The sequence below is a fragment of the Enteroscipio rubneri genome (assembly GCF_002899715.1).
Taxonomy (GTDB): domain Bacteria; phylum Actinomycetota; class Coriobacteriia; order Coriobacteriales; family Eggerthellaceae; genus Enteroscipio; species Enteroscipio rubneri.
On record NZ_PPEK01000019.1, the window covers coordinates 1 to 13,385 of the forward strand.

A 13,385-nucleotide genomic window follows, 5' to 3' on the forward strand; every position below is an offset into this window, starting at 1 on the left:
CTCGGCCGCGCGCATCCAAGCCGTTGGGTTCCGGCGCGCGCCTGTTGACTTTTGTTGAACTTGGGAATCACGTGAAATGTTGCAGCGGGGCGCTGGGATGCCCTGCACCATCGATGCGGATGTGGTACAATTCGTGGCGAACGGTGCCCCGCACACCCGGGCAGCACTTGTTCCTTACTTAAGCCGGTTTACTCTTGCAGGGGTTACCGGCTTTTTCACGCGCAAGGCCGTTCGTCACTCCCTTCTGGCCAAACTCACGATTCCGATTACCACCGTAAGAAGCGCGCATACCGCAATGATCGTTTGGGTGTCCATAGGCTTCTCCGATCTCTCGAAGCTGCCGCGGGCGACGAAGCACCGAACCCATTATAGCGCGCCTCGCCGCCGAGCGTCCCAAGAACGGGGCATCGCGGAAGCAGCAAGCGCGCCTGCAATGCGTAGACGCGGCCGGTAAAATGAAAGCATTCCCCTACCGGCCCGAGCGCCCCGACCTGACCGCCGGGAGCGCCCTCGAAACGCGTTGTCCCCCAGGGGACAATCAGGGGACAACGCGCATCAAACTACCTGGTTTTACCTATCGTTACCTATAGCCAAACCAAACGCAAATCACTCTAAAAATGCCTTCTGACCTGGTGAAACGCCATTCTCCTAAAGCGGGTGCCGCGCGTTCGAATCGCGCCGGGGGCACCATTGGAACTCGCAGGTCATCGGTTGGTTTTGCAGCCGGTGGCCTGTTTTCTTTTCCAGTCGTTGCGACCCGAAGTGCTCCTTTCGTGCTCCGGTCGGTTACGCAATCGCTCACCCGAGCTTGAAAACAGCTTGATCACGCCGTTCAGGGTTGCCCCGGCTTGCTTGTTTCCAACACCGTTCGCCTTCCTCTCCACGTCGGCGATGGACCCACCACAGTCAGCAACGTACCCCAGCGTAGCGGGAAAACGCCTCGGCCCCAACGACAAGGGAAAAGCTGTCACACGATCGGAATAGATCCACTGCTTTTTTAGACAGCAATAAAAGCAGCCCCCCCCCCGTTTCTTCCCGGCTTGAGCGAGGTATAATTGCGGACGATACACATGCAAGCATATTGACCAAACCGCCCGTCGGCGGAAACGAGGAAGCATGGCAAACAAGGCAACTCATTCGTCTTCGCTGTTCGCAGCCGCGAATTACCTGCGTGCGCGCAGGTTGGGAGCTTCGGACGCAGTTCGGACGATTGCATGCTTGCTGATCTCGCTTGTCCTCGCCTGCACGCTGCTTCCCTGTTTGCCCGCCTCGAGTGCGTTCGCCGCCGAAACAGAACCTGAGCAGACAAGCGAAGCATCACAGCCCGACCAACGCGTGGTCAAGGTGGGCTACATGCAGCAAGAAGGCGTGCTCGCACGCAACGAGGACGGAACATTCGAGGGCTACACATACGACTACCTCATCCACATCGCGCAGTTCACCGGATGGAAATACGAGTTCATCGAAGCTCCCGGCGCCAATGACAACGAGCGCGCGGGCGCTCTCATCGACATGCTGGCGAACGGCGAAGTCGATATCGAAGGCAGCATGACATACAGCCAATCCCTGGCAGAGTACTTCGAGTATCCGCAGAACAGCTACGGAACCGCGCACACGGCGCTCTTCGTGCCCAATACCAACAACACCATTACGCAAACCAACCTGTTCACGCGCGATAATGTAACCGTCAGCCTCTTGGCGAGCTCAAGCATGCGTCGGGAGGAGCTGGTCTATTTCTTCGAGCAGAATGGCATAAATCTCACCATGATAGACTGCGATAGCGCCGATGAAGTGCGTGAGAGCGTGTTGACCGGTAAAGCCGATGCCTTCCTCGATATCGACGTCAACTTGCACGAGGACTTCCATGCTGCGGTTACGTTCGCGGGACGCCCGTACTTTTTCGCAGCCCCAAAAGGTCAGCGTGAGGTGATCGATGACATCGATGCAACGATCGACCTCATCAACCGAAGCAATCCTTCGCTTCAGGACTCGCTGTACGACCGGTACTTCATGCAGTCCAAATCGGATTACTCCCTCACTGAAAGCGAGCTCGCCTTCGCCGCCGCGCACGAGACGCTCCGCGTTGGCGTCATATCCGAGAAAGCTCCCATCCAATCGTTCAGCCGGACGACCGGCTCGTTCGAAGGAGCTACCAAAGGCATCCTCGACTATCTGTCGAGCCATGCAGGCTTTTCCTACGAGATCGTGAAGATCGAGCCTTCGGACAATCTGGCCGAAGCGATTCGCGATGCAGACGTCGACTTGGTGGCGGGCGCTGACAACACCAGCGCCGTCCGGAATGAACTCCTTATGTCGTTGAGCGCGCCTTACATGTCGGAATCGAAGCTGCTCGTCTACAACAAGTTCGTCGATCCCGACAACCTTGGCGAAAAAACGATGGCCGTTCCCTGGGAACAAGCCTCATTGAGCGAAAAAGGGCCGAACGTCGTCGTATACGACACGGTGGAGAAATGCCTCCAGGCTGTGAACGAGGGCAAAGCGGACTATACCTACAGCACCTCCTATTGCGTCCCCTACTACATAAGCGCCGACAACCTCAACAACCTGCTAACGCTGCCTTCCTCATCCCAAGCCGTGGAAACGTGCTTTGCGCTCGTCCACCCTGTCGAGCCCGAACTGCTTCAGATCATCAACAAGTCTATCCGCGGGCTTTCTTCGACCGAACTCGATTCGATCGTGTACAACAACTCGCTCATCGATCAGGACGAGCAAATCAGTTCTTTCATTCGCGACCACCTGTTGGAAGTAGCCCTGGGCTTCATCACGCTCCTCCTCGTGGTCATCGCTCTGTTGACACTGTACCTGCGCGCTCGCGTGCGCGCGGCGCGCAGCGTGCGTGAAGAGAATCAGCGTTTCCAGAAACTCTACAGCCTTGCGAACGAACAATTCTTCGAGTATTCGATCAAAAGCGACACCCTGCTGATTTCGAAGCCGAACGGAGGACAAAACTTTGTAGCTTCATCCGCCGAAGACGAGACGGACGACAAGAGGCCTTATTTCCTCGTCCGCAACGCACGCAAACGTCTGCAGGACAAGCTCAGCCCCGAACTTGCCGACGCGTTCCTCTCTCCGCAGGAAACCGTCACCGACGCCGCGCTTGAGCTCGACGATAAACCGCGCCAATGGCTGCGCATCATGTCCCATTTCGTTTCCGACGAAACGGATCGGCCGATTTCCGTCATCGGCAAGATCACAAACATCGACGACGAAATGCGCGAGAAGCTCGACCTCTCCCAGCGCGCCCATCACGACGGGCTTACCGGGCTGCTGAACTGGAAGACCTTCCAGGAGCGCGCCGGCAGACTGCTGGAAGAAGGGAAAGCGGGAGCGCTCCTCATCTTGGATACGGACGACTTCAAGCTGGTGAACGACACGTACGGGCATCTTGCCGGCGACGTCGCCCTTCAGCATACCGCCGACGCGATCGGGCGCGCCTTCCGTCCGAACGACCTCGTTGGTCGCCTGGGCGGCGATGAATTCGCCGTGTGCATCGCAGGGCCTATCAGTCGGGACAAGCTGGTGGAACGCTGCAATCTCATCATTGGAAACCCCGTGGCGTTCCCCGATCAAAACGGGAAGACGCAGTTGGTGACGCTCAGCATCGGCGGCGTGGAGCTGCCGGAGGGAGTAGGCATATCGTACGAAACCGCCTACCGGCAAGCTGATCGCGCTTTGTACCATGCGAAGGCAGACGGCAAGAACCGGTTCTTCATCGAGTGCCCGGATAACGACGACTAGCCCTGGCTTGCTTCCATAGGCCCTTCCATAGCCCTACGATAGCCCGAGAAGCGATGCCGTCCGAACCGAGCAGATGGCGTCGACGAGGAGACGCCTGAGGACGCATCGAAGTCCACTGCGAACGCGTGATACGTCCTGAGTTACATCACGCGTTCGCGCCTGACTCGCTTCTTCCCCTAACTTGTTTCTTCCTGTGCCAAGCCGCCCAGGTTCGTGGATCCGTTCGTCGTTTCCAGATACGTCACGTCCATGGTGGCGGAGACGCTTTCCACGCTGCCGTCGGCCCTCAACTTCCCATTCAAGGCGAAATTCTCGATGAGGCACTTGTACGTACCGTTCTCAAGCGCTTTCACCACGTCGAGCGCAGCCCGATAATCGGACACCGTGAACGACACGGACACGGTGCGCCGTACGAGGCTGCCATCAAGCTCGGGTTGATCGAACGTCAAATCGTATGAAGCGGCCGTTGCCATAAGCGCATCGAGTTCGTTCAGCTCGTTGCGAATGTTGTCGTACACCGCCACCTCGGGCAGGCTCTCGCCATCGCCCAGTTCGGCCAGTTCGGCCTCCATACGGCCGCGAGCCAGCGCAATGGACGATTGCTCGTCTATCTGGATCTGGAGTTCCTCAAGCTGCTGCTGGTTCGCAATCAACGTGTCAGTCACGTTCTTGACGACCAGGTAGTAGTACGCCCCTGCAACCAGCACGAGGGCAAGGATCAGCAGCAGCCATTTTTCGCGCGTGGAAAAGGATCGATTCAATACGCTCCGCCGCACCATCAGCGGACCCCCTCTCCCTGATCGGATGTGCTGGTGGCATTTTCCCCCGCTGCTCCGTCATCCGTATGCGCATCGAGCGCACCAACAAACGTAATCTGAATGGTAGCCGAAGCGGTAACGTCGGTGTCGTTTTGCGCTGTGGATACGGTCACGTGCGCGACGCGCTTGTCAGCTTCGAGGCTTTCGACGAGCCTCGACACCTCGTCAAGGCTCGCGCCCAGACTCGTGACCACCGCCACATTGCCCTCCACCTGCACAGAGCTGAGGTAGCCGACGTTCATGACCTTTGTCTCGAGCAAATCGATGACCGTATCGCGATCAACCAGGTTCTGCTCGTCCTCGGTGAGCCCAGGGGCCACATAGCGCTCGTACTGGGCGTTGACCTCGGCATAGCTTGCGTTTTCGACCTCGAGCGCAGCAAGCTGCTCCTGAGCTGCGGCCACCTCCGAATTGCTGTCCAGCCCGCTCGCCAGCGGATCGATGACGGCAAACTTGGCGAATATGCCGGCGAGGGCGAGCACAATCGCAAAGAGGGCAATCTGGGTGAGCAGGCTGCCGCGCGTCGTCTCTGCGCCGACGAGATTGATCGTGGTCTTCTCGGGGAACGGACCCTGCTTCGACGCACCGGGTTTCGATCCGAATCCGATCGGTTCATTCAGCTTCATCGTGCATCACCTCGCCTTCATCGTCGCGCCGACGGCGGCGGAGCACAGCCCTCGCACGTCCACACCTTGAACGGGCGGCATGATACCGGCTATTGGCCGCAACTCGACGGAAACCTGCGCCGCCACCGTACTCACGAGCGGCTCCACAAGCGTTCCGCCGCCACAACAGTACGCCGCTTCGATGGAAACGTCGGCGTTGTTGAAACCGTAAAAGTTGAGTGCGCGATTTATCTCCACGGCAATGGATTCGTAGACAGCCCTCGCCGAAGGATGCGTTAAGACGTTTTCATAGTTCGCCAGCTTATAGCCGTTCGCCACGTGCTCGTCCACGTCGAAGACGTCCGCTATGGCACGGTCGATATCCATGCCGCCTATCTCGATAGTACGCGTGGCATCGTACGCGCCGCCGGCGAAGAAATGCAGTTTCGTGGAAGCATGAGCAAAATCGAGGATGCAGCAATTGGCAAGCGCCTTCGCATTCCCCCCCACAAGGTTCTGAAATGCCGCTTGCACCGGAAGAGCGATGCGCAACCTCATTCCAGCGCGGCGGAACATCTCCGTATAGTCGGCGATGGTGTCTTTCATGGATGCGGCAATAAGCAGGTCCATGCTCTCGGGAACGCCATCAGCGCCAACGTGGGTTCCGAGCACCGCATAGTCGTAGGCGTAGCGGTCTTTTCCTTGCGCAATGTAATCGCGGAACTCGTAGGGAAGGTTCAGCTCGAGTTCCTTCGCCGTCATGGCGGGAATGGAGATGCGACGTACCAGGCTATCGCTTACCGGCATGACGAACGCGACGTCCTTCGCTGCGCCGCCCATCCTGCGCACAGCGGCCTTGATGAAGTCGGCCATGGCATCGAAGCTCACCGGCCGGCCGTCGGCCATGAGACCTTCGGGCAGCGGCTCCGCAGCGGCGTTGCGTATCGTATCGCCATCGCACACAGCCAGCTTGAGGCTGCTCTCGCCGATGTCGATCCCTGTGTATTCTTTGCTCATGCGGCGCGTTCCTTTCAAACCGCTCTCTTGCGTTACAACAACCCGACGTACCAGGTGAGCACTGCCGGACCGAAAACGAGCGTGGCCGTCGTGGCCACGGCGATGGCCGGTCCGAACGGGATCGCCTTCGCACGGAGGCTTTCAGTCTGTTCCGCCGACGCACCGGAAGTCGGCGACGGCGGACGGGAAAGCCCCGGGACGAGGGCGAACGCCAAACCTACGATGCATGCGACGAGCAGGTTCAAGAGCGAGCCCGCCACACCCAAGAACAGCCCGACGGCGAACAGCAGCTTCACGTCCCCGCCGCCGAGCGAGGTGCGCCCCGTCGCTGCGTCGAACGCGAGGGAAAGCAGAAGCACGCCGCCTCCCGCGACGACTGCGCCGGCAAGCCCGTCGAGCGCAGAGGCCTGCCAGCCCATGCCGACGAACGGGGCGAACATGCTGCCGACGCCAAAGGGCGTAACGGCCTGCGAAGCGCCGACGAGGGGCATCGCCGCAACTTGTGCTTGGGCGACGGCACTCGCGGCGCTATTCGCAAGCGGCCAGACCACAAGCCCCGCCGCCGACGCCGCCATCATGAGCACCCATGTTCCGATAGCCGCGATCACGAAGCCGTTCGGAATGGTGAACGTATCGAAGTCCACGAGCGCGGCGGCCAGCAGCACGCACACGAGCGCCGCATAGGCAAGCCACGCCGGGCTCGCGCCGTACACGACGAGCAGCGCCACGAACACCGCAGCCAGCAGCACTTCCACCAGAACGTAGCGCACGCTCACACGTGTTCCGCAATGCCGGCACCGTCCGCGCAGGGCGATCCACGACACGACGGGCACCAGGTCGAGCGGCCCGAGCACGTAGCCGCACGAAGGGCAGCGGCTACGCCCCGCAAGCACGCTCTCCCCGTGCGCCTTCCGCCACGCCAGGCAGTTTACGAAGCTGCCGAGACAAGCCCCCAGCACGGCGGCGAACCCGACGAGGATCGCTGCCTGTGCCGGGGAGAAGATGTCAAGCGGGAGGGACAAAACCGACTCTCGAACGATCAGCTACTCCTTCTTTTCCACCACGAATTTGATATTGCCATTCGCGTCCACCTCTGCCTTCACGTTAAATGGACCAGCGATCATATTGCCGTCGCCGGGCGTGCCCTTGACGACATCCTTGTTCTTATCAACGTAGTAGTCGCCGGAGACTGCGCTTGCAGCAGCTTGCGGTGTAGCGCCCTTGGAGATTTCGTTCGAGTACTGAACCGCAGCGACTGATTTGACGTTGCTGATGTTGCCTTCTTCGGAGGCTTTCCGGGCGTTGTCAAGCGCACCCGTGAACGCCGGCACGGCGATGACCACCAGCAGCATGATGATCGCCACGACAATCAGCAGCTCGGCCAGCGTAAAACCGCCCTTGTCCTCCCTCATCCTCTTGATCATGTTTTTCATGTTCGATCCTTTCTCTCGCCCGACGGCTATCCGTCGTCAGGCGTGTCCGTTACTTCCGCACGGTGCCGATTGTTTTCAGCACCGGGAGGTGCTTTTCTCGCTACATCGAAGCATACATGGTAAACAGGGGCAAATACAGGGCGATCACGATAAAGCCCGCGAACAACGCCATGAGAACGAGCAGCGTCGGCTCCATGAGCGAAAGCGCTCGATCGGTCACGCGCTGCGTCTCGTTGTCATAGAACTCGCCCATCATCTCAAGCGATGATTCCAACTCGCCCGTCTGCTCGCCTACCGACGTCATTTCGACGAGTGTCTGCGGAAAATAGGCGCTCCCAGCCATGCACTCGCCGAGCATACGACCTTCCTCGAGTCCCGCCTCCATGCGGCCCACTTCGCGCGCAAGCACGTAGTTGTCCATGACGCGAGCCGTCACCGACACCGACCTCGTCATCGGCAACCCCGAAGCAACAAGGGTGGCCATGGTGTTCGCGAACTGTGACGCGCCCCCGTATACCCCAATCTTCCCAAGCAGCGGCAGCTTGAGCTTCGCTTTCGCGAACAGCGTCTTGCCCGATTCGGTGCGACCGAACAGCCTGACGCCTGCCACCGCCAACACGAGCACGAGCAAAGCGAGCGGCCACCACACGGCCATCCAGCCGGATACGCCGATAAGGAATTGCGTGATGCCGGGCATATCGGTTCCTAGCGACGACACCATGTTGGCCATGACGGGCACCACGAGCACCATCATGAGCGCGATGACAACCACAGCGATAATAAGCACGATGATGGGGTACGTGAGCGCACTCGCCACCTTGGCCGCGATCTTCGAGCGCTTGTCGAAGTAGGCGTGCAGCCGTTCGAAGCCCTCCGCCAGGCGCCCGCTCTCCTCGCCGGCGCGCACGGTCTCGATGAACACGCGCGGAAGCTCGGCGCCTTTGCTCTCGAAACTCTCGGCCAGCCCGTGCCCGCCCGCCACGTCATCCACAACGTCGGCCAGGACGCGCTTCAAATACTTGTCGGTGGTCTGGTCGGCTACCAACGACACGGCACGCGTAATGGGCAGCCCCGATTGCAGGATGGTGGCAAACTGGGCGCACATCACCGCCAGGTTTTTCGTCTTTGCCTTGGGCTTGGTAATGTCCATGGCCAACAGGTTCTTCGAGTCGCGCACTTCCTTGACGCTCTGCACCACGCGGCAGAGCTCGCGCGCCTTCTCCATGGCCTCGATCTCATCGTAGGCCTCCACCACGCCGTTCACGAGGTTGCCGGTCTCGGACTTGCCGCTATAGGTATATGTAGGCATTAGCGGACGTTCTTTCTCACGTAGTCGGTATCGTGCGCCGCGCCGACCGCCGTCTGCGCGTCGATAGAGCGGGCGCGGCAGAGCGCGATGAGCGCGTTATCCATCGTCACGCTTCCCGCAGCCGCCGAGGTGGCAAGCGAGCTTGCGATCTGGGGCGTTTTGCCTTCGCGGATAAGGTTGCGGATGGCGGGCGTCACCATCATCAGCTCGCACGCCAGCGAGCGCCCGCCACCTGTTCGCGGCAGCAGCTGCTGCGACAGCACCGCCACGAGCGTGGTGGATATCTGCATGCGAATCTGCTTCTGCAAGCCTTCGGGGAACACGTCGACCATGCGGTCGATGGAGTCCGCCGCCGACTTCGTGTGCAGCGTGGCAAGCACGAAGTGACCCGTCTCGGCAGCGGTGAGCGCCGTCTGGATGGTGTCCAGGTCGCGCATCTCGCCGATGAGGATGATATCGGGGTCCTCGCGCAGCACGGCGCGCAGGGCGTCGTGGTAGCTGGCCGTGTCCTGGCCGATCTCGCGCTGGGAGATGATGGAGCGGTCGGGCGTGTAGATATACTCGATAGGGTCTTCCATGGTGATGATATTCTCGGCGCGCGTGTGGTTGATGGCGTCGATGAGCGCCGCGAGCGTCGTGGACTTGCCGCTGCCCGTCTCGCCCGTCACCACCACAATGCCGCGCTGGATCTTCGGGAAGTCCATGACCGCCGGGGGCAGGCCCAGCGTCTCGAGCGGCGGGATGACGTCTGACAACAGGCGCAGGGCGGCGCTCACGTGCCCCTGCTGGCGGAACAGGTTCACGCGCACGCGCACGCCGGCGATGGTGTCGGCCCGGTCGAGCTCGCCAATGCGCTTGATGCGATCGAAGTCTCCACCGGCAAGTTCTTCGGCCAAGCGTTCGCAATCGTCGTGCGTCAGCGGCGCATCGCCGTTCGCTCCCGCATCGACCAGGCGCCCGTCCACGCGAAACTTCACCGGCAGACCGCAGACCAGGTGCACGTCCGACGCGCCCGCTGCACGCGCCGATGCTATGAGCTGTTCGATGTTCATGCGTTTCGCTCTCTTCCGTCGTCATCGGGCGCTATCGCCACCACGCCCCCTTCGCCTCGGCCTTTCGAGGCTATTCCCTGTCCGTTATGGTCTTGCGAGCTTCTTCCACCGTGGTCACGCCCGCTAGCACGAGCTCGCGGCAGCTGTCTTCGATGGTCTTGAACGTACCTGAACGCTCGATGGCGATGCGCAGCGCCTCGCGCGTCGCACCGCCGGAGACGGACTCGCGCAGCGCGCGGTCGAGCAGCAGAATCTCGAACACGCCCGTACGCCCACGGTAGCCCGTGCCGAAGCACATCGGGCAACCTGCTCCCTGGTAGAACTTCACATCGGCCTGTGGATGCAGGCCGACGGCAACAAGCTCGTCGGGGCTCGGCTGATATTCCTGGCGGCAGTGCGGACACACCGTGCGCACAAGCCGCTGCGAGACAATACCGCGGACGCCGCTCGCTATAAGATAGGGCGCTACGCCGATATCGACGAGGCGGTCGATGGTGGAGGCTGCATCGTAGGTGTGCACGGTCGAAAGCACCAGATGGCCGGTGATAGCCGCCCGCATGGCGATCTCCGCGGTCTCGCCATCGCGGATTTCGCCAACCGCTACGATGTCGGGATCCTGCCGCAGTATGGCGCGCAGACCGCTGGCGAAGGTCATGCCCGTCTTCTCGTTGATCTGCACCTGATTCACGCCGTCGATATTGTATTCCACCGGATCTTCGAGCGTAACAAGGTTCACCGCGTCGTTATTGAGTTCGCGGATCATGGTGTGCATCGTGGAGCTCTTGCCTGAACCGGTGGGACCCACGATGAGCACCATGCCGTTGTTCGCGCGTAGGAGCCGCCGGTACTTCTCAAGATTGTCGCCTTCAAGGCCGATACCCTGGGGGTTGAACAATTCCTCGTTCTTCTCGAGCAGGCGGATGACCACTTTCTCGCCGTGGATGGTGGGAAGCGTGTTGATGCGAAGGTCGATATCCTGCCTCTTTAAGCGGATGTTCGCACGGCCGTCCTGCGGAACGCGACGCTCGGACGTATCCATACCGCCCATGATCTTGAGACGCGAGATGACGGAGGCCTGCAGCTCCTTCGGCACGGTGAGGATGGTGCGCAACACACCGTCGATGCGCATGCGCACGTGCAGGTCCTCCTCGCGCGGCTCCAGGTGAATATCGCTTGCGCGCTCGGTGGCTGCGCGCTCGATCACGCTGTTCACAAGACGAACCGTAGGCGCCGACTGGGCGTCGGCGTCGTCGCCCAACGAGGTGGTGGTGAACGTGCCCTGCACGTCATCGGCGGTGGAGCGCACGTCGCGCCGCATTTCCTCGATGGCGCGGGCGGCGCCTTCGTTGCCGTACAGCGTCATGATGGCCCGCATGATGGCATCCTGCGTAGCTACCATGGGCACGACGCGCTTGCGCGTGGCGTTCTTGACGGCTTCGATAGCCATGAAGTTCAGCGGGTCGCTCATAGCCAGGAACACTTCCTCGGGAGACTGGCGCACGGGAACGACATTGTACTGGCGAGCGACGTTCTTGGACACCACACGGCTCATCTCAGGATCGAGGTCGACCTGCGACAAATCGATGAATTCGACGCCCAACTGCATCTGAAGTGCCTCGATAAGGCCCGCTTCCGTAATGACGCCCTCGGCTATAAGCTCGTCGCCCAGACGGCGCTTGCTCATCTTCTGCCGCTCCAGAGCGTGGGTCAGCTGGCCCTCATCGATGAGGCCCGCGTCTATCAGCACGTCTCCCAAGCGCTTGTATGCCATATCGTTGTCTCCTGATCCTACGTTCTTCGATGATCTGTCGATGCCGGGCACGCGGCCGCTAGGTACCGGCGGGGTTTACCCTGCCCACCGTCATGGCCTGTTCGGCCACGATCGCATCCCCGTTCTTCACCGTAATGGCGAATGTCCACGTGTTCGAACTCGCATCGTAGGACGGCACCGAGGAAAATCCCGGGGTTAAGCCGTTCTTCGACGGGATCAGCACCGTGGTTCCCGTCGTGCTCTTCATCACAATGCCGCTCCCATCCGAATCCATGGTAGCGGGAGCGCGCGTGGTCTCGCTGACGAAGCTCCCATCGGGGCTGGCCGAAAGCGAGAACGACAGCTCGTCGCTCACCTCTTGCACCGCCTGCGATAACACCATGCTGGCGTTCGAGGAGGTTGTGATGCTGCCGTACGCCGACAGCGCCGCACCGAGCCCCGCCGCCACGACCACGCACAGAAATCCGATGAATATGACGCTCACGAGCTGCTCGGCGAGCATGAACCCGCGCGTATCGCGCAACCGCGCAGCCAAACGGCTGCGGCAGCTCGTGGTTGCGCGCGTATCGTGCCACTCCCGCACGTCGCGCTGGGGCACGGCAAGGCGGTGCAGAGCGGGGCTACGGAATATTCGAGAAATGCGGCTCATGTCCCTAATAGCCTCTTCCCCCGACATAGCGCGCAAACGTCCCGTCGTTGGATGCGTACACGATCACCGGCACGGTTTGAGCGACGCCCCCAGCCGAGATGCGCGCCACGCCGCCGATCGACGTCGATCCCGTCGAGTCGTAAGTCTGCGACTCGGCAGCGAAATCAGCATCCTGCACAGAGCGGGTCTGCGCCGTGACACCGCTCGACACCGCAACCATGGTGGCCAGCAAGGCGGCGCCGAGCGCCGCGATAAGCAGCGCCATCAGAGCTTCGACGAGGGTGTCGCCGCGTTGGCTTGCGAGGCGCGCTCGCACGCTGCGTAGCGTGGCGCACAGACGCGAAACTGGGTTGAACTGCCAGACCATCAGGCACCTCCTCGATCGCGTTTCGTGATGACGGGCGCTTCGTAGGAGAACGAAGTCAGACGTCCCGCTTGATCGAAGGTGGGGACGCATTGCACAAGCACCGATTCCCGATACGATCCGTCGGTTGAGTTAGCAAGGGCGAGTTCGATCTTCACATTGAGGTCGGAGTCGACCGTGATCGTCCCGGCAACGTCGTTCAGCGCAGCATTGCCGTTCTCCAGCCGGACGGTCATGTCGGTCGAATACGGTTTGCTGCTATCCCGAGCGCTCCAAATGTCGCTCCCTTTGCTATTCCAGAACGCGATAGCGAAGGCAGCGTTCGTCTGGTCCGTTCTGCTCAAATCCACAACAACAGAACCGCCCTGGTTCGCATCGTCGACGTTCAGCACCATGGACGAGAATTGCGTTCCTACGAGTTGCGCAGCCGACCCGATGGTAAGCTCTGCCTGTTGAAGCGCACGGTTCGTCTGCACGGCCTTGGCATGCACCGAAGCCGCCGTCATCACCACCGACCCGATAATCGCGCAGATGAGGAAGAATACCAGCGCGATGACGATAGACGCCCCGCGTTCGTCGACCACCCTGCGGCTCACGATCGCAGAGCG

The 13,385-nt window shown here is 60.9% G+C and carries 12 protein-coding genes; 1 reads left to right on the forward strand and 11 read right to left on the reverse strand.

The window, feature by feature from the left end; translation table 11 throughout:
- The first annotated feature begins 1,116 nt into the window (after positions 1–1,116).
- Positions 1,117–3,759, forward strand: a complete 2,643-nt coding sequence (locus C2L71_RS10935; protein WP_239926651.1) for a GGDEF domain-containing protein — start codon at positions 1,117–1,119, stop codon at positions 3,757–3,759.
- Between the two features lie 176 nt (positions 3,760–3,935).
- Here C2L71_RS10935 and C2L71_RS10940 read toward each other — a convergent pair whose 3' ends face one another.
- The 11 genes from C2L71_RS10940 to C2L71_RS10990 all read right to left on the reverse strand — a co-directional run bounded on the left by C2L71_RS10940 (position 3,936) and on the right by C2L71_RS10990 (position 13,373).
- Positions 3,936–4,538 carry a type II secretion system protein GspM gene (locus C2L71_RS10940; protein ID WP_103265792.1) on the reverse strand — a complete coding sequence of 201 codons (603 nt, stop codon included), beginning with the start codon at positions 4,536–4,538 and terminating at the stop codon, positions 3,936–3,938.
- Positions 4,538–5,203: a hypothetical protein gene (locus C2L71_RS10945; RefSeq protein ID WP_239926653.1), complete on the reverse strand. Its 666-nt coding sequence runs from the start codon at positions 5,201–5,203 to the stop codon at positions 4,538–4,540. The genes C2L71_RS10940 and C2L71_RS10945 overlap by 1 nt, the downstream gene beginning before the upstream one ends.
- Positions 5,204–5,209: 6 nt before the next feature.
- On the reverse strand, positions 5,210–6,199 hold the full coding sequence (gene pilM, locus C2L71_RS10950) for a pilus assembly protein PilM (RefSeq protein ID WP_103265793.1): 990 nt from the start codon (positions 6,197–6,199) through the stop codon (positions 5,210–5,212).
- 32 nt (positions 6,200–6,231) lie between these two features.
- Positions 6,232–7,221 carry a prepilin peptidase gene (locus tag C2L71_RS10955; protein ID WP_103265794.1) on the reverse strand — a complete coding sequence of 330 codons (990 nt, stop codon included), beginning with the start codon at positions 7,219–7,221 and terminating at the stop codon, positions 6,232–6,234.
- 21 nt (positions 7,222–7,242) lie between these two features.
- Positions 7,243–7,632 (reverse strand): type II secretion system protein, encoded by a 390-nt coding sequence (locus tag C2L71_RS10960; protein WP_103265795.1) that lies wholly within the window; start codon positions 7,630–7,632, stop codon positions 7,243–7,245.
- A gap of 100 nt (positions 7,633–7,732) precedes the next feature.
- Positions 7,733–8,941 (reverse strand): type II secretion system F family protein, encoded by a 1,209-nt coding sequence (locus C2L71_RS10965; protein ID WP_103265796.1) that lies wholly within the window; start codon positions 8,939–8,941, stop codon positions 7,733–7,735.
- Positions 8,941–9,993 (reverse strand): type IV pilus twitching motility protein PilT, encoded by a 1,053-nt coding sequence (locus tag C2L71_RS10970; RefSeq protein WP_103265797.1) that lies wholly within the window; start codon positions 9,991–9,993, stop codon positions 8,941–8,943. Before C2L71_RS10970 ends, C2L71_RS10965 begins: the two co-directional genes overlap by 1 nt.
- Before the next feature lie 70 nt (positions 9,994–10,063).
- Entirely contained in the window at positions 10,064–11,764 is a 1,701-nt protein-coding gene (locus C2L71_RS10975; protein WP_103265798.1) for a GspE/PulE family protein, read from the reverse strand.
- A 58-nt stretch (positions 11,765–11,822) separates the two neighbouring features.
- Positions 11,823–12,413 carry a hypothetical protein gene (locus C2L71_RS10980; protein WP_103265799.1) on the reverse strand — a complete coding sequence of 197 codons (591 nt, stop codon included), beginning with the start codon at positions 12,411–12,413 and terminating at the stop codon, positions 11,823–11,825.
- Positions 12,414–12,417: 4 nt separating this feature from the next.
- A complete protein-coding gene (locus C2L71_RS10985; RefSeq protein WP_103265800.1) occupies positions 12,418–12,780 on the reverse strand; it encodes a hypothetical protein in 363 nt (120 codons plus the stop codon).
- Complete coding sequence (locus C2L71_RS10990) at positions 12,780–13,373, reverse strand: hypothetical protein (protein ID WP_129588513.1); 594 nt, start codon at positions 13,371–13,373, stop codon at positions 12,780–12,782. The genes C2L71_RS10985 and C2L71_RS10990 overlap by 1 nt, the downstream gene beginning before the upstream one ends.
- Between the last annotated feature and the right edge of the window lie 12 nt (positions 13,374–13,385).